Source organism: Nonomuraea sp. NPDC049028 (assembly GCF_043197735.1).
GTDB lineage: Bacteria > Actinomycetota > Actinomycetes > Streptosporangiales > Streptosporangiaceae > Nonomuraea.
The window spans coordinates 50,502-75,109 of the sequence record NZ_JBICTR010000001.1 but is presented as its reverse complement, the minus strand read 5'-3'; the positions used below and the strand labels follow the sequence as shown (position 1 = coordinate 75,109).

Genomic DNA, 24,608 nt, shown 5'->3' with positions numbered 1-24,608 from the left:
ATCCCAGGAAGGCGATGTTCGGACATGCCGGGTACGGTGCTGGCAGGCAACCGGCACACGCGAGAGACTCAAGGGTCCGGGGGAAGAATGAGCAGCACGCTGACGAAGGGACTCGCATGCAGGAGCTCCGACTCGTCGCGGTAAGTGAGGACGGTACCTATCTCGTGCTGGCGACAGCAGGGCGGGGTACACGGTTCACGCTTCCCGTGGACGACCGGCTCCGTGCTGCCGTCCGCGGCAACTTCTCCCGTCTCGGCCAGTACGAGATCGAAGTGGAGAGTCCGTTGCGCCCCAAGGAGATCCAGGCCCGCATTCGTGCCGGAGAGACAGCCGAGGAGATCGCCGCCACAGCGGGCATCCCGGTCGAACGCGTCCGCTGGTTCGAGGGCCCCGTGCTCCAGGAGCGCGAGTACGTGGCCCAGCAGGCGCAGCGCGTGTCCGTACGCATGCCCGGAGAGTCCTCAGCCGGCCCGACGCTCGGCGATCTCGTCGCCGAGCGGCTCACCAGGCGCGGCGTGCCCACCGACGAGATCGACTGGGACTCCGCCAAGCGTGACGACGGCCTCTGGCGTGTCAAGCTCGGCTACGTTTGGAACGGTCACACCAGGCACGCCGAGTGGCTCTTCGACCCACGCAGGCGGCACGTCACGCCGCACGACGACGAGTCGATGCGGCTCTCGGCCGCCGACTTCGACCCCAGCCCTGTGGTGGAGGACACCACGGTCACGCCGTTCACGCCGCGAGTGGCCAAGCTGCAGCCGGTGCCGCCGCTGGCGTCGGACCCGCTGCCGTTCCCGTCGGTGATCCGCCACGAGCCGGAGCCGCAGGAGCCGGCGGTCGGCTACCAGCCGAGAGGCACGGAATCGCCCTACGGCCGCCCGCCGTCCCGTGATGTCCCGTCCCGTGAGATGCCGTCCCGCGAGACCCCGTCTCACGCCGCGCCGTCCCGTGAGACCCCGTCCCGTGAGGCCCCCTTCACTCCGGCGCGAGAGGCCCCTTTCGACCGCGCCCCCGCAGCCGACCCCTCCGGCCGCACGGCGGAGGCCGGCTACCGCTCGGACCCGCCAGGGAGGGACTACCGCTCGGAGCCGCCCGCCTCCGTGCCCGGCTACCGTGCTCCCGCGCAGGAGACCGGCTACCTGACCGAGCCGTCAGCACCGGAGACGGGCTACCGCGCCCAGGAGCCCGGCCACCGTACCCATCCGTCGGCGTCGTCAGCACCTACGGCATCGGCGTCGTCGGCGCAGGACACCGACTACACCCGCCCCAGCGACCCTTCGGCACGTCACGGCGACCCTTCGTCCTGGCTGCCCGACTACGGCACTCCCCGCCCGCCTGACCGCCAGACCGACCGCCCGACCGGCCGGGACGGCGAGGCCATCTACGCCTCGGCGAGCCGCGAGAGCACGCCTCCGGGCACCCGTACCACTGCGTCCGCGCCCGAAGACGCTGTCACGCTGCCCCCGGCACCTGACGCGATCCCCGGCACACGCGCCGCAGAGGGGTCGGTTCACGGTTCACCCGCTGTAGACAGCCCGGCCGCAAGCGTCCCGGCGGTGGGCGACCGCACCACAGAGCCGGTGGAGAGCAACGCGCCGCCTGCTCCTGTGACCCCGGCCTCCGCGCCCGACGTTGATGCCGCCGTGACGTCTGTCGTCGCGCCCGAGGCTGATGCCGCAGCGGCCGCCGCCGACCCCATCCTGGCGAACACCGCCGTCACTGGCAGCGCCGTCGCAGAGGCCGTCACGGACACCGCCACGGCGAAGCCCGTCGCTGCAGACGCCGAAGCGGCAGACGTCGTAGCCGCGACCCCCACGCCCACCGCGCAGACCTCTGTGGAGTCGACGCCCACCACTGAGGTGGCGACCGAACCGGAGGCACCCAGCGCCGCCTCCGACCCGGAGCCCAACAGCACTCTCACCGAGCCGCAGCCCGGTGGGACTGTCACCGGCCCACAGCCCGCTGACACGGTCGTCGAGCAGTCCGCTGGCGCCGCAGCGGCAAGCGCCGCTGTGGGACCCACCGCTGTGGAGAACACCGCTGCGGAGAACACCGCTGTGGAGAGCACCGCCACCGTGGGGGACGCCACCGTGGAGAGCGCCGCCCCGCCGCAGACGTCCCCCGCCGCTACGGACATCACCGCCACACCGCCCGTCACCGAGGCCGCGCCTGCGGCAAAGGACGCCACTGCTCCCGCAACGGCAACCGACCAGGACGCCTCCAAGACCGCGCCCGAGACGGCCGCGCGGTCGGCAGCCGAGCCAACTGCCGAGCCAACTGCCGATCTGACCGCCGACCCCGAGCCCACGACAGCGGCCCCCAAGCCCAGCCCCACAGCTCCCGAGCCCCAGGCCGCCGCAGGCGTACCTGAGGCCGGCACCACCCCGAAGGCTGACACCACCCCGACGGCTGACACAGCGCCGAAGGCCGATGCGACCGCGAAGGCCGACACAGAGGCGACTACCGCCGAGCCGGTACCGACCGCGCCCGTACCCAAGCCCAAGCCGCAGCCCTCGAAGCCCCAGCCCAAGGCCGAGTCCTCGGCACCCGCGCCGACCACGGCACCCGCGCCCAAGGCTGAGCCCGCAGTGGCCGAGCCCAAAACCGAGCCCGCCACTGAGCCTGCCGCTGAGCCCAAGGCTGAGCCGGCGGCGGCCAAGGCTGAGCCGACAGCGCCTGAGCCTGCCGTACCAGCCGCGAGGACGAGCAAGGACGACACCGCGAAGCCCGAGCAGCCGGCGGCCAAGGAGGAGCCCCCGGTCCCGGTGCCCTCTCCCCCGCCCGCCCCTGCGGCCCGTCAGCCGCGCAAGGGCTCCAGGGGGCGTCGCGCCTCGGTGCCGACCTGGGACGAGATCATGTTCGGCGCCCGCCGCCAGGACTGAGCCGAGCACCGACCGCACACACCGCTCAAGCGCCGTCCACAGACCGCCGTCTGAGCGCCACCCGCGCACACCGCCCGCGCACTGCCCGGCGGTTCGTCGGTGATCTCTCCCGCGGGACCTGTCGGGAGTCTCCCCCCGCAGGACCTCCCGGGCTTCTGGGACTCTGAGCGCCCCGGGGCCTAGGTTGAAGGCGCGAGGACGGGAGCGGGGGCGGAGGACGAGGGCTCAGACGGAAGGACGCCGGCTGACCGCACCGAAACCGTAGAACAGCACGTCCAGGGGCGTCCCCCTCGGCGAGCAGCGGAAGGTGCCCGCCTACTGCTCCTTGGACAAGAACGGAGCCAGCCACTCCGGTGTCACTTCGGCCGGGAAGCCGATCGCCTGGGACTGTGAGACGTCGATCGCCGAGTAGCCGCCCTTGCCCGCTCCCACCCCGGCGGTGAGTGTGTACACCCCGGCTCGCCGCTGGAACCACGTCTGCCTGAGGTGCCAGCCCACCACCGCGCGGCGTTCCACCACCGCTTGCGAGCGGCGGAGGGAGCCTGAGCGGACCGCCAGGCGTACGCCGTCGTACCCGTGTCCCAGAGACCTGTACCGGTCGAGGCCGAGGGGGATCCCCAAGCCCGCCAGGAGGAGCGCGACCACGGTCCCGATCCACCAGATCGGCTGGACGGTCAGCAGGGCCGTCAGGGCGGTGGCGAGGGCCAGGGCGAGCCACGGGGCGACGGCGCGGAAGAGGCGGCGGTTGCGGGCGATGGGCGGGTGGGGACGGAGTTCGGCCTGGTAGGTGCCGATGGCCTCCCCGGTGACCCGGAAGGCGACCGCGCGAGGGACGTCCGGCAGGAGTTGCCCGCGGGTCTGGGAGTCGCCGAGGCCCGTCACGATGGCCCAGACCCGGGCGACGCCCGCCCAGCGCTCGGGGAGTCCCTCGATGATCTCGTAGCCGCGTACGCGCCCCGCCTCGAGGGACACACTGCGCCGGTTGATCAGCCCGCGTTCGGCCACCAGGTAGCCGTCGCGGCTGATGAGGCGGAAGTTCCAGTTGAACACCGCGTACATCACACCGCCCACGAACGGCATCGCCAGCACGAGCAGCAACACCACGGCGAGCAGCAGGTACGGGTGCTCCCAGAGCCACTCCCCGACGGTGAGCGCGGCGTCCCGGCCGTAGCCGAGGTCGTCGCCCCACTGGAACGCCAGCCCCACGGCACCGCCTGCCAGGGCGAACGGCGTCAGCAGGTACGCGCCGGACAGCGGGCCGTACAGCAACCAGGTCCACGGCACCCGGATGATCTCCCGCTCGGCCTCCACCGTCTCCCCACGAACCGCAGCGGACACCGTGACTGCGGCGGGATCCGTGGCGGAGACGGCGGCGGAGGTCTCATCGGGCGTCGCGGCTCGGGCGGGGCGGGTGATGCGGGTGCGTCGGAGCAGGACCGACTTCAGGCGTTCGGCCTCCTTGAGGGTGACGCCGTCGAGCTTGCCCTCCTCCTCGCCGCCGCTCGCCCCAGTGTCGATCTTGAGTACGGCCAGACCGAGCAGCCGGTGCATGGGCGGGGTGGAGACGTCCACGCCGCGGATCCGCTCCAAGGGGATGGTACGGACCGACCGGCTGATCAGTGAACGCTTGATCTCCAGACGGTCGCCCACGATCTCGTAGCTGAATATCGCCCACCGGACGACGGCGAAGACCAGCGTGACGCCGACCCCGACCGCCGCCCAGGTGTACGACATGCCGGAGAACCCACCCACGAACAGCAGCCCGACAAGGGGGACGATCAGCGACGGGATCATCCGTACCGGGTGGATGAGCAGCACCTTGGGGCTCAGCCGCATCGGCACCCGAGCGGGCTCCACAGGCCCAGCGGGAACGGTCACCGGCGGGAACGAGCCCTCACGAGCAGCATCAGCTGGTTCGGGCGCCGACGGGTGCGCGGGAGGCCCGGGATGAGGTTCGGGCGCCGATGGGTGCGCGGGAGGGCCAGGGCGGGGATCGGTCACGTGGCATCGTCCCTGAGCTGCTCCGCGCGGTGCGCCAGTTCCTCCGCCAGCCCGGCCGCCACCGTGTAGTCCAGGCCCTTGATCGTCGACGAGCCCGCGTGGGAGGCCGTACGGATCTCCAGGGTCGCCAGTCCGAGCAGCCGTTCGACCCACCCTTGCGCCTTGTCGACCGTCTGGATCCGGCTGACCGGCACGAAGACCCACTCCCGCGTCAGGAACCCCGACCGGGTGTAGACCACATCACCCGACAGCTCCCAACGATGTACGGCATAGCGTACGAACGGCTCGGCCACCAGGAACGGGGTGGTCAGCACGCCCACCCCCACGGGCAGCAGCCACGGGTCGTCGGCGAACCAGCCGGGCACCCACGACCACCCGCTCCCCCCGACCCACCGCGCGACCAGGATCGAGCACCCCACGAGCAGCACGAACCCGAACAACGCCTCAGCGAGCCAGAGCCGGACGGCCTTGGGCGAGACACGGTGTTGGGGGTCACGCAACGGGCCAGAAGACGTCACGAGGCCAGCTTATGGCTCCCGCCCGCGTCGGTGATCGGCCAGAGGCACCGGATGCCGGCCGGAACGCCGGCCGGAAACTGTCGGTGCCGTAGTCCAAGGTGGAGGCACCGAGGAGGAGGGGCGGGTCATGCAGTACGCGATTCAGGCAGACGGCCTGGTGAAGCACTATGGCGAGACCAAGGCACTCGATGGTGTGGACCTCGCCGTGCCGGCCGGCAGGCTGCTCGGCGTGCTGGGACCCAACGGCGCGGGCAAGACGACCGCCGTGCGCATTCTGGCCACGCTGCTCACGCCTGACGCGGGCACGGCCACGGTGCTGGGGTTCGACGTGCGCCGGCAGGCGCATCAGGTGCGGTCGCTGATCGGGCTGACCGGACAGTACGCCGCGGTCGACGAGATGCTGACCGGTGTCGAAAACCTGATGATGATCGGTCGTCTGCTGGGCTTGTCGCGAGGTGAGGCGAGGGAGCGGGCGAAGGCGTTGCTCGGCCGGTTCGACCTGGCCGACGCCGGGGGCCGGGCCACGAAGACCTATTCGGGTGGGATGCGCAGGCGGCTCGACCTGGCGGCGAGCCTGGTGGGCAGGCCGCAGGTGCTGTTCCTGGACGAGCCGACGACCGGTCTCGACCCGCGCAGCCGCACCGAGCTGTGGGGCGTCGTGCGCGGCCTGATGGCCGACGGCGTGACCGTGCTGCTGACCACCCAATACCTGGAGGAAGCCGACCAGCTGGCCGACGACATCGTGGTGTTCGACCACGGCAAGGTCATCGCGTCGGGCACGTCCGACGAGCTCAAGGCCACCACCGGCGCCCAGGTGCTGGAGGTGCGGCCGCTCAGGGAGGACCAGCTCGACCTGGTCGCCAAGGTGGTCACCGACGTCCTCGACGTGGCGCCCGACCTGTCCGGCGCCATGGTCACGGCCGCCGTGCGCGACCCGGCCGTGGTGCCCGCCATCGTCCGCCGCCTCGACGACCTCGGCATCGTCGCCTCCGAGCTGGCGCTGCGCAAGTCCAGCCTCGACGAGGTGTTCCTGGCCCTGACCGGGCACCGCGCGGAGGACGAGCAGACGGAGGAAGCCCTCGCATGACCGCCATCACGACGACCCTGCCCGGCCGGGTCGGTGCCGGCGCCACCCTCAGGCAGACCATGACGCTGGCCTGGCGGAGCCTGGTGCAGATCAAGCACAACCCGTGGGAGCTGCTCGACCTCAGCATCCAGCCGATCATGTTCCTGCTGCTGTTCACGTATGTGTTCGGCGGTGCCATCTCCGGGTCGACCGGCGACTACCTGCAGTTCGCCCTGCCGGGCCTGCTGGTCCAGAACGCCCTGTTCTACACGCTGTCCACGGCGATCGGGCTCAACACCGACATCACCAAGGGCGTGTTCGACCGGCTGCGCAGCCTGCCGATCGCGCGCACAGCGCCCCTGTCGGGCCGGATCATCGCCGACACGTTCAAGCAGGTGTGGGCGTTCGCGCTGTTAGTCGGGTTCGGGATGGTGCTCGGGTTCCGGGTGACGACCAGCGTGGCGGGGCTGCTCGGGGCGCTGGCGCTGCTGGTGGTCGTGGCTCTGGCGATGTCGTGGATGTCGGTCCTGATCGGGCTCAAGGCGTCGAGCCCGGAGAAGGTGCAGATGATCTCCTTCTCGACCATGATGCCGCTGACGTTCACGAGCAGTGCGCTGGTGCCGGCCGACACGTTCCCCGGCTGGCTGAAGGCCTGGTCCGACGTCAACCCGGTGACCTACCTGGCCGACGCGATCCGCGGCCTGCTGATCGGCGGCGAGATCGCCTGGCCGACTATGGTCTCGCTGCTGTGGTCGGCGGGGTTCGTGGTGGTGTTCGCACCACTGGCGATCAGGGTCTTCCGCAGCCACGCGTGAGACCGGTTCCCATCCGGGTCCGGGTCGGTCCTGGTCCGAGTCCAGGTCCATCCGGGTCGGTGTCCGGCAAGGTCCGAGTCCAGGTCCGTCCGGGCCCGGGTCCGGGTCCCGCAAGGTGCGGGTCTGTCCGTCCCTGCCGTCTGCGGACGGCGTCCCGCAGAGCGGTGTGGTTTCTCGACCACTCGGTCCTGTTCGTCCCTGGTAGGGGCCATACGGCGGGATCGTGGATCCACCGCCCAGTGGGACACCACCCACCGGCGGCCGGCCGAGGCCGGGGCCGCGTATCTGGCCGAGGCCGGGTTTGCCTACCTGGCCGAGGCCAGGGCCGCGTACCTGGCCTGGGCCGCGTACTGGGTCCGCGTACCGAGGCCGGGGCCGCGTACCGAGGCCGGGGCCGCGTACCGAGGCCGGGGCCGGGGCCGCGTACCTGGGCACCTGGTTTTAATGAGCGCGGTGCCCGGCCGAACGGACTTGACGCGTATCGCGTCCCCCGTACCCGCCCGGCAGGCCGTCCCCCCTCGCCCAATCGATCGGCCGGTCGGGGGCGGCCATCGTCACGGCGGCGAGAACCAGCAGGCCGGGACCCGGTTCCCCGGCGATCTCCACGGTTCCCGGCCCTGCCGAGTCACCTGCGGGCCCAGAGCGGCGAAGGTCATGGATGTGGCGAAGTTCACTCGTATCTTGCCCGCATTGCACCCGCTTTACGGTCCTTTACCGACCACCGACCCTCGCGAAACGGTCGGCGCACGGCGGATAGCCGCGTAGCATCATGCGGCATGGGGCTGTGTAACACGGCAGGACGCGTGAGACACATCGCTGTCTCTGTGACAGCGGTGGCTGTCGTGCTCGCGTCGTCCGGTTGCGACTTCCTCGTCGGAAGGTCCCAGGCCAAGGAGATCGCCGAGATCAACGTCTCGAGCCCGGAGTTGCGCGCGGGCGAACCGCTGCCGCGCGAATTCTCCTGCAAGGGTGCTCAGGGCAGTCCGCCTTTGCGTTGGTCCAGCGAGCCTCTGCCCGACGCCAAGTCGATCGCGATCGTGGTCGACTCTCTCTCACCATCAGAATCCGCCGTCCAGTGGGTGCTCTACAACATCCCCGCGACGACGACCGAGCTGGGGCCGAACGCCGCCGCGAGCCCGCCGGAAGGCGCGAGCCAGGCCAAGGTGACCAGCGGCAAGGTGGGCTACCAGCCCCCCTGCGTGGAGAAGGGCAGCTACCGCTTCAGCGTCTACTCGCTGAACGGCAAGGTCGATGTCCAGGAGGGCGCCCCCCTCTCCGAGATCTTGAGAAAGATCGCGGACCAGACCATTGCCCGCGGCCGGCTCACGGTGGTGAACATCCAGTGAGACACCGCTCACTAAACGTAGTAATAGTTACCAATTCTTCACGTAGGGTGTGACAACGCTCATAGTGGTCCGACACAATCAGATCCAATCGCTAGGTGCTGGTGATCAAAGGGGGAAGGTCGCGTCGATGGCCGCGCGATCTCACCGGTGCCGCAGGGAGGCCATGGCTTTGAGGGTGGTGCAATGATCGCGGTCGTAGTCAGCTTGGTCGCTGTCGTGCTCCTCGTGCTCGTCGTCGTGGCACTGGGCATGCGTTCCATGAACCGTCGGGAAAGCTCTCTGCCTCCCGAGCGGCTGAAGCAGATGGCCGAGAAGGATGAGAGGACTCAGACGCGTTCCACGGATGAGTTCTCCAAGAGCGAACCGCGCATGAACAACTTCAGCCCTGACTTCAGTCCGATCGACGAGGTCAAGGCCAAACCGGTACGTACCGGCCAGCGTGGCAAGCGTGGCGTGGACGAGTGGGGCAACCCGCACTCCGACGTCGAGGACGAGGAGTTCTGGGCCAACATCCGCAGCGACGCGGAAGAGGGCGGCTTCGGCGCCGGCGGCACGGTCGCGGCGCGCAAGGGCGCCTCGCGCCCCGTCGAGCGTCCTTCAGAGCGTCGTCCTCCAGAGCGCCCTTCGGAGCGCCCCTCCGACCGGCCCACGGAAAAGCCCGCCCAACGGCCCGCCGCGCGTACCCCCTCCGCACGAGCCGCCGCCGAGCGCGAGCGGGAGCGCGAGAAGCAGCCCAGCGCCCAGCGCGAGCAGCAGCGCCCCGCCGCCAAGCGGGAGCGGTCCGGCAAGCGAGAGCCCGCCAAGCGCGAGCCCGTCACCGCCATCGACCCCAACGCGGCCACCGTCCAGGCGCCGCTTCCCGGGCGATCCCAGCGTTCGCGTTCCCAGCGGCCCGCCGCCGCGACCGCCTCGTCCGGCTCGTCCGGTCTGGCCGACCTCGTGGAGTCGGCGCAGCGTCCGGCCCCGACGGCCGCCGAGCTGGCCGACCAGCGCACGGTGACCTTCTCCGCGCCGACGCCGCCCGACGTGATGAGCATCCTCGGCGTGGGCGCGCAGCAGGTGACGCCGCCCCAGCCCGGGGCGGGCAGCGGCTCCTTCCCGGCGGTCGGCAGCGGCACCTCGCTGAGCACGAACAGCCCGGCCACCACCAGCGGCTCGTTCCCGGCCACGCCGGCCACCAGTGGTTCCTTCCCCGCCGTCGGCGGCAGCGGCTCGTTCCCCGCCACACCGGCCCCCGCCGCGCCGGTCTCCCCGATCGGCGGCGCGCAGGCCGGCGTCCCGTTCACGGTCTACGGCGCCAACACCGACCCGCTGGAAACCACCTGGACCAACCCGCCGATCGTGCCGACGGCGTCGGGCTCGTGGCCCGCGCTGCAGCACCACGACATCCTCGACGACCCCGCTCCCGCCGCCCCGTCGAGCGACTCCTGGCCGGCCTTCGAGCCGCAGCAGCCCGCCGCCGCCCCACGCTCCTCCTATCCGGCCTCCTATGAGGTACGGGCCGGCTGGGCCGTGGCCGACGACTCCGACCCGCTGACCGGCCCCTCCCCCGCCACCGGCACTCCCACGGCGCCCGCGCGGGCTGTCTCGGCCTACGACGACGTGCTGTCGGCCCCGCCCATGCAGCCGGCGCCGCAGCACTTCGCGTACGAGACGGGTGACATCACCAGCCTCCCGCCCGGCCAGATCGCGCAGACCTTCGCGTACGAGACCGGCGACATCACCAGCATTCCGCCCGGCCAGATGCCGGCGGGCTGGGGCGAGCCGCCGGCGAACAACGCCGCCTGGCCCAACTACGGCGGCACGCCCGAGGCGGGTGCCCGGCAGGGCGGCCGCAACGGCGGCGCCCAGGGCAACAGCGGCGGGCACCGTCGCACCACCCCCGAGCAGGAATTCCCCGACTACTACCGCTGATCGGCGACTCCCACGCCGACCGCCGGACGGCGGACGAGTGACGGCGGCCACTCATTAATCTGTAAAGCCGCCGATGACCCCTTAAGCCCCCGGCACGCGGGGCAATAGGGTTCGACGTATGATCGGCACTCTGAGTCGCGTGCTGAGCACGCTCAGGTACGACGTACCTGCCTCGCTCGTGGTCTTCCTCATCGCGGTGCCCCTCTCGCTGGGCATCTCGATGGCCTCGGGTGCCCCCCTGGCCGCCGGGTTGATCGCCGCCATGGTGGGCGGCATCGTGGCGGGCGCGCTCGGCGGCTCCGCCGTACAGGTGAGCGGGCCCGCGGCGGGGCTGTCCCTGGTCGTCGCGGATCTCGTGCAGACGTACGGCTGGCGGGCCACCTGCATGATCACGCTGATCGCGGGGGCGGTGCAGCTGGTGCTCGGGGTCTTCCGGGCGGCCAGAGCGGCGCTGGCGGTCTCGCCGGCGGTCATCCACGGCATGCTCGCGGGCGTCGGCGTGGTCATCGCGCTCTCCCAGCTGCACGTCGTGCTGGGCGGCAGACCGCAGCGCTCGGCGCTGGCCAACATCGTGGAGCTGCCCGCGCAGCTGGCCGATATGCACGGCCACACGGTGGCGGTGGGCCTGCTCACGATCGCCGTGCTGGCGCTGTGGACGCGCCTGCCCAAACGGATCAAGGCCGTGCCGGCGCCACTGGCCGCGCTGCTGGTGGCCGGTGTGACCGCGTGGGCGTTCGACTGGGACGTCACCCGCGTTGACCTGTCCAACGCCGTCACCTCCTGGGCCTTCCCCGTGCTGCCGTCCGGTGACTGGCATCGGATCGTGGCGGCCGTGCTGCTCGTCGCGCTGCTGGCCGGGGTCGAGTCGCTGCTCTGCTCGGTCGCGGTCGACGGCATGCATGACGGCCCCCGTACCGACCTCGACCAGGAGCTGAGCGGGCAGGGCGTGGCCAACATGGTCTCGGGCGCGCTGGGCGGGCTGCCGGTGGCGGGTGTGATCGTCCGCAGCACCGCGAACGTGCAGGCGGGCGGGCGCAGCCGGTTCTCGGCGGTCCTGCACGGGGTGTGGGTGGTGGTGTTCGCCCTCGGGTTCGGGTGGACGATCAAGCTGATCCCGATGGAGGCGCTGGCGGCGCTGCTCGTCTTCATCGGCGTGCAGATGGTCAACCTGGGTCATGTCAGGAAGGTGCACGGCCACGGCGAGGTGCCGGTCTACCTGGTGACGATGGGGGCCGTGCTGGTCCTCGGGCTGGCCGAGGGGGTGCTGGCCGGTCTCGCGCTGGCCGCGCTGCTCGCGCTGCGGCGGCTGACCTGGGTCACCGTCAAGACGCGGCCGGAGCAGGACGGGCGCGTCCACGCGACGATCTCCGGCTCGCTCACCTTCCTGGGCGTGCCCAGGCTCACCCGCGAGCTGCGCGCCATCCCGCCCGGCACGGCCGTGGACCTCGACCTGAACATCGACTTCATGGACAACGCCGCCTTCGAGGCCATCCACTCCTGGCGGCTGAACCACGAGCGGCTGGGCGGCAACGTCGACATCGATGAGCTGCACGACGAGTGGTACGCGATGGCGGCCAGCGGGACCCGCCTGTCCCGGACCAAGACACCGCTGCGGACGCCGGAGCGGTGGTGGCTGCCGTGGTCGCACCGCCACCACCGCCCCGCCCGGCACGGCGGGTCGGCTCCGGGAAGTCCCCGTCCGGCCAGCGTGGAGTGCCAGCTGACGGCGGGCGCGCGGGAGTATCACCGGCGTACGGCTCCGCTGGTGCGGCCCATCTTCACCGAGCTGGCCCGCAAGCAGCAGCCCACGCACCTGTTCATCACCTGCGCCGACTCACGGGTCATCCCCAGCCTGATCACCGCGAGCGGCCCCGGCGACCTGTTCACCGTGCGCAACATCGGCAACCTGGTGCCGCGCAGGGGCGCCGAGCCGCACGACGACTCGGTGGTGGCGGCGATCGAGTACGCGACGCAGGTCCTGGGCGTGCACACGATCACGGTCTGCGGGCATTCGGGCTGCGGGGCGATGTGCGGGCTGCTCAGCGGCGGGGTGAAGGCGGGCAGCCTGCCGGGGATGCGGCGCTGGCTGCGGCACGGCTACCACAGCCTGGCCACGTTCATCGAGACCGCGGACGAGCCGCTCGACGGCGGGGCGCTGGACCGCCTGTGCAAGGTCAACGTGCAGCAGCAGCTGGAGAACCTGCGGACCTACCGCAAGGTCGACGAGCAGGTGCGGGCCGGGCAGCTGGAGCTGGTGGGCCTGTACTTCGACATCAGCTCCGCCAGGGTGCACATGCTGCCGCCTCTCCCGTCTACGCTCTCCGTGAAGATATGACTGGTTTGCTGGCCGTACGCGAAGAATGTCGGCATGAGAGTACTGGTCATCGGCGGGACGAGATTTCTGGGACGAACCATCGTCGAGGAGGCGCTGGCACGGGGGCATCAGGTCACGACGTTCAACAGGGGGCAGAGCGGGGCGGATCTGCCGGGTGTGGAGGCCATCCGGGGTGACCGCGAGGTGACCGCGGACCTCCAACGGCTGGCCGACGGGCACACGTGGGACTTCGTGGTCGACACGTCCGGCTATGTGCCGCGGGTCGTCGGTGAGTCGGCGCGGGCGCTGTCGGGACATGTGGGGACATACGCGTTCATCTCCTCGGTCTCCGCCATCGACGGCTTCCCCGGCAAGCCCGCCACCGAGGGCTCGGGGGTGTGGGACTGCGCGCCGGACGCCGGTCCTGACGACGGTGACTACGGGGTGCTGAAGGGCGGCTGCGAGCGTGCCGTGGAGCAGGGGTTCGACGGCAACGTGCTGATCGTGCAGCCGGGCCTGATCCTCGGGCCGTACGAGAACGTCGGCAGGCTGCCATGGTGGCTGAACCGGATCTCCCAGGGCGGCCAGGTGCTCGCACCGGGTGATCCGGGCACGCCGATGCAGCTCGTGGACGCGCGGGACATCGCCGTCTTCACCCTGGACCAGGCGGAGCTCGGCACGGCCGACCGGTTCGCGGTGACCGGGCCCGCGGGCAACACCACTTACGGCGAGTGGCTGGAGCTGTGCAAGGAGGCGACCGGGTCGGACGCGGAGTTCGTCTGGGTGGACGACCGGTTCCTCGTCGACCAGGGGGTGGGGACGTTCGTCGAGCTGCCGCTGTGGGGCGGCCCGCCGTCGGAGGAGATCGCCAACTTCTGGAGCGTGCCCACGGCCAAGGCCGAGGCGGCCGGGCTGCGCGTACGGCCGGTGGCGGAGACGGTGCGGGACACGTGGGCGTGGCTGCGTGACGTACCCGAGGCGGAGCGGTCGTACGGGGCCAAGGCGCAGCACGGCATCGCCCCCGAGAAGGAGGCGGCGGTGCTGGCCGCTTGGGCCGCCCGCTCTTGATGGAGTTCAGGCGTTCCACGTAATCGTGCGCAGACCTCAGGCCGCCCGTTCTGCGTAATCGTCCACAGACCGCTGGGCGGCGGCGGGTTAGCGTCTAGGGTGTCGCGCTTGGCAGTCCTTGGTCCCCCACCCTGGCCCGGCGCGGCGGCCGGTCCTCAATCTCAGGGGCCGGAGGGGCGGAGGTATCCGCTGTCAGTGGTAGCGGGACAGCCGGGTGGTCACCTCCGCCCCTCACCACGCCCGGCGGCTCGTACTCAAGTCCTGGTTCGGCCAGGAGCCGAGGGGATGTGGGCCAGCAGGGCGTCGAGAGCGGCGGGCTCGGCCGCGCCGCCTGCCGCCAGGACGACGCCCTGCCGGTCGGTCAGCACGGCGTACGGCGGCCAGGGGATGCCGTGACGGTCGAACACCCCGGGATCGATGACCAGCGGCAACTCGACCTCCTGGGCCGCCAGATAGTCGCGGACCTGTCCCTCCTCCGCGGCGCTCACCAGGACGACGTCCACTCCCTCCGCCGCGACGAAGGCGGGCAGCATGGCGCTGCAGAGACCGCATGTCGGCGCGATCAGCGCATAAAGGACGCCGGGCCGTTCAGAGGTGCCGGGCCGTTCAGAGGTGCCGGGCCCTTCGGAGGTGCCGGGCCCTTCAGTGGCGCCGGGCCCTTCGGAGGTGAGGGCCTCCGCAGGTGGGGTCACGTCCCAGTGGGTGCCGGGGCGGGGGCCGACGCGGCCGCGCTCCACGGCTCCGATCAGCCGGGCCGGTACGAAGGTCAGCACGAGGTACGCCGCTCCCACCAGCAGGTGGCCGGGGGTGAACGGGGAAGGTCCCGCGACGGCGGCCATGACCGCCAGCACCGCGAGCAGACCGGTACGCGTCATGGTGGCGGCGCCGACGAGGCCGTGGTCGCCGAAGCAGCCGCAGCCGACGCTCAGCCCGCGCCACAGCACGGACGCCATCGCGGCGAGGAAGACGGCGAACAGCGCCGCCGCGAGCAGCGCGCCCCAGCGCCGGGTGGGTGGCGCGGTGAGCAGCCCGGCCGCCGCCAGCTCCGCCACCACCACCGCGACGGCGGCGACGACAGTGAGCCGCTGCGGGATCAGCCGGTAACCCCCGATGTCGGCGGCGAATCCTGACAGGTCACGAGCCTTGCTCACGGCCGCGTACAGCAGGACCGCGATCAGCGCCGTATAGGCCGACGACAGAACGATCACTGGCTCGCCTCGGAGAACCGGGTCGCCGCGTAGAGCCGGGTCGCCGCGTGGAGCCTCACGGGAGCATGGCGCCAGGAGGTCATGTGGCCGCGTCCCGGTAGGCCTGGGCCTGGAGGGTGTACATGTCGGCGTAGAGGCCGCCCTCCTCCATCAGCTCGGCATGCGTGCCCTGCTGGGCCACCCGCCCATGGTCGAGGACGTAGATGCGGTCGGCGTAGCGGACGCTGGCCAGCCGGTGCGTGATGAGGACGATGGAGCGGCCGTCGGCGTACTTGCGGATGCGCTCGAACAGGGCGTGTTCGGCGCGGGCGTCCAGCGCGGAGGTCGGCTCGTCGAAGATCACCAGGGCGGCGTCGCGGTAGAAGCCGCGGGCCACGGCGATCCGCTGCCACTGCCCGCCCGACAGGTCGTGGCCGCCTCGGAAGCGCTGGTCGAGCAGCGAGTCGTACCCCTGCGACAGTCCGGCCACCACTTCGTCGGCCCCGGCGGCGGCCGCGGCGGCGGCTAAGCGGTCTTCGTCCAGCGGGCGGCCCATGAGAATGTTCTCGCGGAGGGTCAGCGGCCAGCGGGTGTGGTCCTGGGCGATCACCGAGATGAGCCCGCGGGTGTCGAGGTCGGCCAGGTCGGCGCCGTCCCAGCGGATCGTCCCCGAGCCCGGCCGGTACAGTCCGGCCAGCAGCTTGGCCAGCGTGGTCTTGCCGGAGCCGTTCTCCCCGACCAGCGCGATGACCTCGCCGAACCCCACCTCGACACTGATCCCGTTGAGCGTGGGGCTACTCGCCCCCGGGTAGCTGAACGTCACCTGGTCGGCGGCCAGCCGCCCGGACGGTTCCGGCGCCGCCGTACCGGATGGCTGTCGCACGCGGGAGGCGGCCAGTTCGCGGAAGGACAGGTAGTCGCCGAAGTAGAGGCCCGCCTCGTACAACCGGTTCATCATCTGCACCAGCGCGGCCAGCGACATCTGGCCGGCGCGGATGGCCAGCACGGCCGCGCCCGCCACCGAGAGCGGGATGACGCCGACGGCCAGCAGCCCGGCGAGCGCGGCGTAGACGGCGACGGTCGCGGCGCCGGTCAGCACGTCGCCGGCGGCCTTGGTGACGGCACGGCGGCGCGCGACGTCGAGTTGCACGTCCTGTTCGAGGTCGGCGACGTTCGCGTACTCGCCGAGCAGGAAGTCGCGCAGCGCGAACGCGCGCACCTCGGCGGCGGGCAGCCGCTCGGCCATGAGGTCCGACAGCATGAACTTTCGCCGCCGCGCGGCCGACAGCCGGTAGTACCCCTCGTACTGCAGGCGCGCCGCCCGCACCGCGGCCCAGCCCGCGGGCACGACCGTGACCAGCAGCAGCGGCGTCAGGAGCGGGTGCATGAGGCCGAGCGCCACGGCCGAGGCCAGCACGCCGACGGCGCCGCCGATGACGGCGATCGTCGCCTCGACCACGCCCGCGGCGTCGGGCACGCCGCTGTCGCGGGCTCTGCGCATCGCGTTGTGGAACTCGTCGTCGTCGAACGCGGTCAGCTCCACCTGGGTGGTCAGCTCGAAGAGCCGCGTCTCGGCCAGCCGTTCGACCTCCACCTTGAGCCGCGCCTGGGCCCAGGTGGCGGCGGTCAGCAGCGCCCCGCGCAGCGCGGCGGCGGCCGCGACCAGCGCCAGCGAGGGCAGCGCCGCCCGGACGCGCTCGGGCGTCGGCCCGCCGGCGAACAGCGAGGCGAGCACGTCGGACGTCGCGACCAGGCCGTAGACGGTGAAGATGCCGGCCGCCAGGTTCCCGGCCAGCGCGATGATCGTGTCGCGGCGGTGCGCCTCCCATGCCATGCGCAGCGCGGACATCACCAGGTACGGCAGGCGACGCGCGATCTTCGCCATGCTCGCCGTCAGGAGCTCGTCGCCATGGCTCTCCCAGTAGGCGAGCGCCAGCCCCGACCTGTCCGCCGCGACGTCCGGGGGGCGCTTCTTCCAGAACGCTTTCATGCGGGAAGCCAGGAGATCACCCAGCCAATCTAAGTGACCGTTGTGTCGTCGTAAACCCCCTTTGTAAACGATTCCTTCTCGGCGCGGTCGGGGCTAGGAATCCTGTTCCGTGACGCCTGGACATATTTGATGAGTTGTGAACATAATGCGTCCGTTTGGCCGCGACAGGCGATTCCCATCGCGGTCAAGGCACGGGTAACGGCACTTATCCGGTGCCGTCCCGAGGCTCAAGCCCCACATCGGCCGCCTACCGGTGGCCAAGGAAGGAGCCCTTATGTCCGTTCTTACACTGGAGCCCCGCGACGCAGGCGTTCTGGAGTACGAGGACCTCGCCGTCGACTTCGAAGGCGAGCTCACCGCGCTGCTCCACGGGCCTCAGGCCTGCGTGAACACCTGCAAGCGTACCGTTTGCTCGACGTTCCCCTGCTGCCCTTCGATCGTGTGATCGGGCGGTAACGCGTTCGGCGTTCCGCGGCGGCGCGCTCCTTGCGCCGTACCGCTGTGGAAAGGCCATCGGTGCACTTCCGGTGGCCTTTCTTCAGGCATCCGGCCGGTCGGTGCAGAAGGGCTTTCTCGTTGACGGTAAATGTGATTGTTTCTCTTACCCATTTTGCCGAGTCGAACACTAGGGAAATCTACGAGGGCGACACCTGGATCAGCGTCCACGACCCGCGTGCCACCACCCCCAACCAGGGCTGGAAGCTGCATGTCTCCGCCCGTCCCGGCACCCTGGGCGACACGCTCGAACGGGTCCTGCCCGTCCTGGCCGACGTGTCCTGCGACTTCAAGGTCGCCTGCTCGCCCGAGAAGCTCGCGGAGCTCAACTCCGGAGACCTCGACCCGGGCGCGGTCGGCAAGGCCATCACCATCTACCCGCGGCCGGACGAGGTCGTCCCCCTCGGTCACCGGCTGGCCGAGGCGCTGGCGGGGCTGGCCGCGCCGCGCATCGTCAGCGATCGCCAGGTGCGCCGCGACGCGCCGGTCTATTACCGGTACGCCCCCTTCGCCCCCCAGTACCGCGTGGACGAGAACGGCGACTTCGAGCTGATCATCGTCAGCCCCGACGGCGAGCACCTGCCGGGCGCGGCGGGACCCGAGTTCTCCTGCCCGCCGTGGGCGACCGACCCGTTCCGCCCGCAGAGCGGCGTCGCCGACCCGCCTCGGGCTATCGGGTTGGACGCCGTGGAGGCGCCCGCCAGGCTCATCGGCAACCGGTACCGCGTCACGTCCGGCGTCGCGCGTGGCCCGCGCGGCAACGTCTACCGGGCCGAGGACGCCGACGGCCGGCCGGTCGTGGTCAAGGAGGCCCGCGCCTACGTGGGCGAGAACGCCGAGGGCTGGGACCTGCGCATGTACCTGCGCAACGACCTTCGCATCCTCAAGGCCCTGGACGGCGTCGCGGGCATCCCCACGCCGATCGACCACTTCCGGCACGGCGAGGACGAGTTCCTCGTCATGACCGACGCCGGCAGCCTGGACCTCAACCGGTTCGTCGGCGAGCGGGGCCGCTTCACCGAGAACGGCGGCGACCGGGACCTCACCGCGCTGGCGGGCCGGCTGCTGGAGGTGCTGGACGCCGTGCACGCGCGTGGCGTCGTCGTCAGGGACTTCTCCCCCAAGAACGTGGTGCTCGGCGAGGACGGCCGCTGCACGCTGATCGACTTCGGCAACAGCAGGTACGAGGGGCTGCAACTGCCCGGGTGGAGCCGTGGCTACAGCGTGCCCGGCCAGCAGGCGGACCGCCCCTCCGAGCCCGCCGACGACTACTTCTCGCTCGGGGCGACGCTGTTCTTCTCGGCGACCGGGATGAACCCCATCATGATCGACCCCGACCCGGCCAGGAACGTCGAACGGACGCTGATGTGCCTGGCCCGGATGTTCCCCGGCGTCACGACAGGCGTCATCGGGCTGCTGCCGCGCCTGCTCAGCCTCGACGCTGAGGAGCGGATGGCGGCCGCGGCCGACCTGAGGGCTTGTGTCAGCGCCGACGTCGGCGCCGCCGCCGGGTCCGACGTCAGGGCCGGGCGGGCGGGTCGTACGGTGTCGCGGTCTGACGGGGTGCGGTTCAGCGGTGCGCTGCTGTCGCAGGTCCTGGATCACACCACCCGCGTGTGCGTACGGTTCGCGGAGGGCCTGATGGACGGCCCGGCGGACGCCCGGACGTCAAGCCCGCCGGTGACGAACGTCTACGGCGGGTCGGCCGGGGTCGGCATGGAGCTGCTGCACCACCCCGAGGCCAAGACCGTCGCCGCCGACCTGGCCCGCTGGACGGCGCGCGTCATGCCGCCGACCGCGCTCCCCCCGGCGCTGTACTTCGGCCGCACGGGAACGGCGCTGTTCCTGGCCGCCGCGCGACTGACCGCCGTCCCCGAGCTGCCGGACCCCGGCCCGATCGTTCTGGAGGGCGAGCAACGCGCGGACCAGGCCCACGGCGTCGCCGGTATCGGCGCGGGTCACCTCTCACTGGCCGCGCTGGAACAGGATCCGCGCCATCTGGAAGTGGCCGCCGAGTGCTCCCGGCTGCTCGTCTCCGGCGAGGTGACGGACTCCAAGGACGCGGTCGCACCGGCCCAGGCCGGTTCGGGCGTCAACGTGGAGATGGCCTTCGCCCACGGCGCCGCCGGGTGCGCGGAGTTCCTGCTCTCCTACCACGAGGCCACCGGCGACCACGACGCCGGGCAGGCGGCCAGGGAACGCTTCGAGTCGCTGGCCACCGCCACCGAGGCCATGCTCGGCGAGCTCACCGGACCGGACGCCAAGGCCATGGGCGCGTCCTGGTGCCAGGGCATTTCCGGCATCCTCGGCCCGCTGGCGCACGCGGCCACCGCGTACGGCGAGGACCGCTACCTCGATCTGGCGGAGCGGGGCGCCCGCGCGAGCCTGGCCATCGCGCCGCAGGCATGGGTCGTGTCCCAGTGCTGCGGCCTGGCGGGCATCGGCGAGGCGCTGATCGACCTGGCGATGGCCACCGGCGACGACTCCTACTGGCGCGGCGCCGAAGAGGTCGTCGAGCTGATGCTGATGCGCGCCGGCGGCGAGCTCTCGGCACCGGTCTTCACCGGCAACGACCTCGACAAGCCCGGCTACACCTGGGCGACCGGCGCGTCCGGCGTCCTGTCGTTCCTCCGCCGCCTCGACCGCCGCACCGGCTCCCGCCTGTGGACGGCGAACTGGCGGCTGCCCTAGCGGGGTGGTTCGGCACGCGACCGTCTTGGTCCGTGTGCGGGTCCGTGGTGGCTGGGGTCCTTGGGGAGTAATACCCCCTTCGGGGGAGACGAAGAAGACGGTCCGACGTGGGCGAGGTCCCCATGGAGGGACACCCCCTCGGCGGGCGAGGAAGAAGACAGTCCGTTGTGGCGGAGGACCCCGTCGAGGGACACCCCCTAAGGGGGGAGACGGTCCGTCATGGCGGAGGTCCCCATCGAGGGACACCCGGTGGACGGGTGTGGTCACCGCGCCGGCTCAGCGCAGGCGGCGGGCGGCGGCCAGGGCGGCCTCCGTCTGGATCGTGACGATCCGGCCGAGCGGATCGTCCAGCTGGACCAGCTGGCCCTCGGCCTCCGCGCAGAGGCGCCCCATGCGTTCCTCCAGCGCGGCGCGGACGGCCGTCAGGTCGGCCGGGCGGTTGCCCGCCGCCGCCTCGGCCGCCAGCAGCCGCAGGAACATGGCGCAGGCCCGCAGCGGCAGGCGGCGCACCGTGTCGTGGATGCCGCTCGCCTCGGCCCGCGTGACGGTCCTGGCGGCGTCCTCCCCGTCCACCGCGCCTTCGAGCGAGGAGACCAGCAGGTCGGAGACGGCGAGCGTGTCGTCCACCGCCGCGTGGAACGGGGTGTGCGCGACGCACTGCGGCCGGACGTCCGTACGCGCGCGGGCCAGCGGCTCGATCTCCTCGCGCAGCCGTACCGCGGCCGCCTTGACCAGGTGGCCGAAGGAGAGCCCGGCGTCCGAGGGGTCGTCGCACCCCGGAGTGGTCCACAGGGGCACCTCGGCGATCAGCGTGAACGTGCCGTAGCGGTCGGCGTAGTGCCAGCTAGACGCCCCGTACGTACGAGGCGTGCGCGCGTCGCCGCCCGTCTCCACGAAGTCGATGTGCTCGGCCGGCGGCAGCAGCGTGACGCCGGGCCCCGCCACCTGGTAGCCGACGGTGTCGATGGGCCCCAGATCCAGCGGTACGCCCTGACCCGCGGCGATCGAGGCCAGCTCGGCGGCCAGGCCGGGCACGTCGCGGGTGATCTGGAAGTAGGCGCCGCCGAAGTCGGCGTTGTGCAGCGACAGCATGAACGCGGGCCGCAGCTCGTCGATGACCCGCATCATGGCCAAGGTCTCCGGCAGCGGCCGGTCGAACTGCTTGCGCCCGGAATGGATGGGGAAGGTCCATTCGGGCTGGTCGCTCATGGACGGCCGGTAGAAGTGGCGGTGGTAGTGGCTGATCGTGTACGGACCGGCGTACCAGCCCTCGTTCAGCCGGGCGCCGTCGGGATCCACGCACGCGATGAAGTGCCAGGTGAACCCCCGCCGCTCGGCCGCGTTCTCGCACAGCACGGAGGCCAGGCGGAGCACGGTCAGGAAGCCGGCCGGCTCGTTGGCGTGGGGGCCGCCGAACACCAGGGCGTTCTGGGGCCCGTCCCCGATCGAGACCAGTTCCAGCGGTTCGCCCCGCCGGGAGGCGCCGACGAGGCGTCTGCGGCAGGTCGCGGGGAACCGGTCGCACAGCTCCCGCAGTAACGCGGCCATGTCGTCGATGGTCGGGATCACGCGCATGGGGGAAGCCTCTCAAGCGCGCGCCGCCACGTCACGTGGCCGATACAGGACGTTTCGCAACCTCGCCCATCAGGGGCGGGGATCCCCGCAGACCTGGCAGGTGTCGAGCCGGGTGACGGGCTGCTCCGTCGTCGCCATCGTCAGGAGGTCGAAGTGGATCACCCGGCCGACCAGGGCCGGCGGCACCACGCCGGTGAGGTAGCGGACCGCCTCGGCGGCGACGAACCCGGCCACGATCGCGCAGAGCGGGCCGAACGCCGGAATGCTCCGCCCCTGGTTCAGTATGGCGGGCAGCTCCCACCCGCCGTTACGGACCCGCAGCTCCTCCTCCAGGCAGGCCAGGCAGGCCGAGCTCCCCGGCACGACCAGCGGCCCCGCGATGCCCAGATGCTGGCTGAACCCGCCCGGCAGGAGCGGCACCCCGGCGGCCACGCAGCCGGCGTTCATCCATTGGCGGATCTGCGGCTGCGGGCTGTCGGCCGTGGCGATGACCAGGTCCGCGCCCGCGACCAGGTCCGCCACGTCCCCGGCGCCGGTCATGGTGCGGTGGTGCGTCTCCACCTTGACCTCCGGGCTGTGCTCGGCGAGCCTGCGGGCGGCCGTGTACACCTTCGGGCTCCCGACGTCCTCCGCCGAATAGAGGTATTGGCGGTGGAGGTTGGACTCGTCGACGTCGTCCTGGTCGACGAGCCGCAGCCGCCCCACCCCGGCGGTCGCCAGTTGCAGGGCGACGAAGCCGCCGATCCCGCCGACGCCGAGGACGGCCACCGTACGCCCGGCGAGGTCCGCGACCATCTCGGCGGCCCGTGACGCGGGCTGGAACATGGAGAAGAACAGGGCCTGCCGCGACGTGGGACCGTGGCGCGTCAGCAGCTCGACGTCCTGCTCCTCTACCAGGATCCGGGCCGCCAGCAGAGCGGTGATGGCCTGGTCCGCCTCGGCCGCCGTGACGCCGCCGATCCCCGCCGTGAGGCTGACCAGTTCCTCGCGGGGCAGGGCGGTGGAGGCGCACCGCCGTACCAGCTCGCGTAGGGCCGGAGAGGCGGACTTGAGCGCCTTTCCGGTGCCCGGCAGGTCGCCCAGCCGGACCAGTTCGCGGCGGTCCTCAATGAACAGGGGAAACGCCGGGTTGACCAGAACGCGCGACAATTATCCGCTCCACGTCAGAAAAAGGCGGGATCGGCGACCCGGGTGGCCACCAATCCCGCGATGAGTATCAGCTGTTGCTGTTTCCGCACGTGAGCTCCACTGCCTCTATCTCGGCAATCGTGATCTCCATGCAGTCCCCCCTCCTGATGATGCTGGGACATTTGGGGCTATAGCGAAGAAATGTCCTCGAGCGAGGAAGGTAGTTTCCCCAACCGCCAGTGTCCACCGCTTTGGTGATAAATGACCCACTTGAGCCAGTTTGTTCAGTAGCCCGTCTCCGAAACGGGCTTTACGGGGAAGCCCTATCAGGCCGGTCGAGACGCCGCCGGGAGGCAGGATAAGGTCAAGATCTTCGACGGGAGGTGCGGTGGGGAGACTGAGCAGGCGCGGGCTGCTGACCGCCTCCGGCGCGGGCGTGGTGGCCGGCGCGGCGGCGACGGCGGGCGCCTTCCTGCTGGGCGAACCGGAGCCGCCGGCGAGCAGCGCGGCCCCGGCACAGGTGGTGGGCTTCCATGGGCCGCACCAGGCGGGCATCGCCACGCCCGTCCAGGACCGCCTCCACTTCGCAGCCTTCGACGTGGCCGTGAGCACGCGCGAGGAGCTGGTCGCGCTCCTGGTCTCCTGGACCAGGGCCGCCGAGGCGATGACCGCGGGTCGACTCACCGCCGACGACGACTCCGGTGAAGCCCTCGACCTGCCCGCCTCCCGCCTGACGCTGACGGTCGGGTTCGGTCCCACGCTGTTCGAGCGGGCCGGGGAGGATCGCTTCGGCCTGGCCGCCTCGCGGCCGCCCGCGCTGGCCGACTTACCGCCCTTCCCCGGTGAGAAGCTCGACCCGGCGCGCGGCGGCGGTGACATCGCCGTCCAGGCGTGCGCCGACGACCCGCAGGTCGCGGTGCACGCCATCCGTACGCTGGCCCGCATCGGGCTGGGCCGGGTGAGCGTACGGTGGTCGCAGCTCGGCTACGGCAAGACCTCCTCGACCACGCCCAGCCAGCTCACCCCGCGCAACCTCATGGGCTTCAAGGACGGCACCGACAACATCCCGCACGACGACCACGCCGCGCTCGACCAGCACGTCTGGGCGGGCACCGCAGACGGGCCAGCGTGGATGACGGGCGGCAGCTACCTGGTCGCGCGGCGGATCCGCATGCATCTGGAGTCGTGGGACCAGGCCTCCCGGCAGGACCAGGAGGCCACGATCGGCCGTACGAAGACCGAGGGCGCCCCGCTCGGCGGCAAGGGCGAGCGGGACAAGTTCGACCCGGCCAGGCTGCCCGCCGACTCCCATGTGCGGCTGGCCCATCCGATGTCCAACGGCGGCGTACGGCTGCTGCGGCGCGGCTACTCCTTCGTGGACGGCAGCGACACCCAGGGCCGCATCGACGCGGGCCTGTTCTTCCTCGCCTACCAGCGCGACCCGCGCCGCCAGTACGTGCCCGTGCAGCGCAGGCTGGCCACCGACGACCGGCTCTCGACCTACATCCGGCACGTGGGGTCGGGCCTTTGGGCGTGCCCGCCCGGCGTGTCCCCCGGCGGGCACTGGGGCGACACGCTCCTCGGACAAAGCTAGGGCTCGCCTCGGACAAAGCTAGAG

16 protein-coding genes are annotated in these 24,608 nt (G+C 71.5%); 10 read left to right on the top strand and 6 right to left on the bottom strand.

The window, feature by feature from the left end:
- The first annotated feature begins 116 nt into the window (after positions 1–116).
- Complete coding sequence (gene sepH, locus ACGFJ2_RS00335) at positions 117–2,882, top strand: septation protein SepH (protein ID WP_393463275.1); 2,766 nt, start codon at positions 117–119, stop codon at positions 2,880–2,882.
- 315 nt (positions 2,883–3,197) lie between these two features.
- Here the strand turns inward: sepH and ACGFJ2_RS00330 are convergent, their stop codons facing one another.
- Positions 3,198–4,718 (bottom strand): PH domain-containing protein, encoded by a 1,521-nt coding sequence (locus tag ACGFJ2_RS00330; RefSeq protein ID WP_393465247.1) that lies wholly within the window; start codon positions 4,716–4,718, stop codon positions 3,198–3,200.
- A 161-nt stretch (positions 4,719–4,879) separates the two neighbouring features.
- Positions 4,880–5,401, bottom strand: a complete 522-nt coding sequence (locus ACGFJ2_RS00325) for a PH domain-containing protein (RefSeq protein ID WP_358438233.1) — start codon at positions 5,399–5,401, stop codon at positions 4,880–4,882.
- Positions 5,402–5,528: 127 nt separating this feature from the next.
- On the opposite strand from ACGFJ2_RS00325, the gene ACGFJ2_RS00320 reads away from it, so the two are divergent.
- The 6 genes from ACGFJ2_RS00320 to ACGFJ2_RS00295 all read left to right on the top strand — a co-directional run bounded on the left by ACGFJ2_RS00320 (position 5,529) and on the right by ACGFJ2_RS00295 (position 13,924).
- Entirely contained in the window at positions 5,529–6,488 is a 960-nt protein-coding gene (locus ACGFJ2_RS00320; protein WP_357940788.1) for an ATP-binding cassette domain-containing protein, read from the top strand.
- On the top strand, positions 6,485–7,282 hold the full coding sequence (locus tag ACGFJ2_RS00315) for an ABC transporter permease (protein ID WP_393463272.1): 798 nt from the start codon (positions 6,485–6,487) through the stop codon (positions 7,280–7,282). Before ACGFJ2_RS00320 ends, ACGFJ2_RS00315 begins: the two co-directional genes overlap by 4 nt.
- Positions 7,283–8,124: 842 nt before the next feature.
- Positions 8,125–8,628 carry a YbhB/YbcL family Raf kinase inhibitor-like protein gene (locus ACGFJ2_RS00310; protein ID WP_393463270.1) on the top strand — a complete coding sequence of 168 codons (504 nt, stop codon included), beginning with the start codon at positions 8,125–8,127 and terminating at the stop codon, positions 8,626–8,628.
- 183 nt (positions 8,629–8,811) lie between these two features.
- Complete coding sequence (locus ACGFJ2_RS00305; RefSeq protein ID WP_393463268.1) at positions 8,812–10,542, top strand: hypothetical protein; 1,731 nt, start codon at positions 8,812–8,814, stop codon at positions 10,540–10,542.
- Positions 10,543–10,660: 118 nt separating this feature from the next.
- Positions 10,661–12,877: a SulP family inorganic anion transporter gene (locus tag ACGFJ2_RS00300; RefSeq protein ID WP_393463266.1), complete on the top strand. Its 2,217-nt coding sequence runs from the start codon at positions 10,661–10,663 to the stop codon at positions 12,875–12,877.
- A gap of 33 nt (positions 12,878–12,910) precedes the next feature.
- Positions 12,911–13,924: an NAD-dependent epimerase/dehydratase family protein gene (locus ACGFJ2_RS00295; RefSeq protein WP_393463264.1), complete on the top strand. Its 1,014-nt coding sequence runs from the start codon at positions 12,911–12,913 to the stop codon at positions 13,922–13,924.
- Between the two features lie 254 nt (positions 13,925–14,178).
- Here the strand turns inward: ACGFJ2_RS00295 and ACGFJ2_RS00290 are convergent, their stop codons facing one another.
- Positions 14,179–15,132: a TlpA family protein disulfide reductase gene (locus ACGFJ2_RS00290; protein WP_393463262.1), complete on the bottom strand. Its 954-nt coding sequence runs from the start codon at positions 15,130–15,132 to the stop codon at positions 14,179–14,181.
- 79 nt (positions 15,133–15,211) lie between these two features.
- Positions 15,212–17,101, bottom strand: coding sequence for an ABC transporter ATP-binding protein (locus ACGFJ2_RS00285; RefSeq protein WP_393463260.1), 1,890 nt, complete (start codon positions 17,099–17,101; stop codon positions 15,212–15,214).
- A gap of 274 nt (positions 17,102–17,375) precedes the next feature.
- Between ACGFJ2_RS00285 and ACGFJ2_RS00280 the strand changes: the two genes are divergently transcribed.
- Together ACGFJ2_RS00280 and lanL are read left to right on the top strand one after the other, a co-directional pair.
- Positions 17,376–17,546, top strand: a complete 171-nt coding sequence (locus ACGFJ2_RS00280; protein WP_225289182.1) for an SflA family class IV lanthipeptide — start codon at positions 17,376–17,378, stop codon at positions 17,544–17,546.
- A gap of 143 nt (positions 17,547–17,689) precedes the next feature.
- Positions 17,690–20,287, top strand: a complete 2,598-nt coding sequence (gene lanL / locus ACGFJ2_RS00275; RefSeq protein WP_393463258.1) for a class IV lanthionine synthetase LanL — start codon at positions 17,690–17,692, stop codon at positions 20,285–20,287.
- 276 nt (positions 20,288–20,563) lie between these two features.
- Here the strand turns inward: lanL and ACGFJ2_RS00270 are convergent, their stop codons facing one another.
- Together ACGFJ2_RS00270 and ACGFJ2_RS00265 are read right to left on the bottom strand one after the other, a co-directional pair.
- Positions 20,564–21,862, bottom strand: a complete 1,299-nt coding sequence (locus tag ACGFJ2_RS00270) for a M14 family zinc carboxypeptidase (RefSeq protein WP_357940770.1) — start codon at positions 21,860–21,862, stop codon at positions 20,564–20,566.
- Between the two features lie 69 nt (positions 21,863–21,931).
- Positions 21,932–23,011: a TOMM precursor leader peptide-binding protein gene (locus tag ACGFJ2_RS00265; RefSeq protein WP_393463256.1), complete on the bottom strand. Its 1,080-nt coding sequence runs from the start codon at positions 23,009–23,011 to the stop codon at positions 21,932–21,934.
- Positions 23,012–23,378: 367 nt separating this feature from the next.
- Between ACGFJ2_RS00265 and efeB the strand changes: the two genes are divergently transcribed.
- Complete coding sequence (gene efeB / locus ACGFJ2_RS00260) at positions 23,379–24,584, top strand: iron uptake transporter deferrochelatase/peroxidase subunit (protein WP_393463254.1); 1,206 nt, start codon at positions 23,379–23,381, stop codon at positions 24,582–24,584.
- Positions 24,585–24,608: the final 24 nt, after the last annotated feature.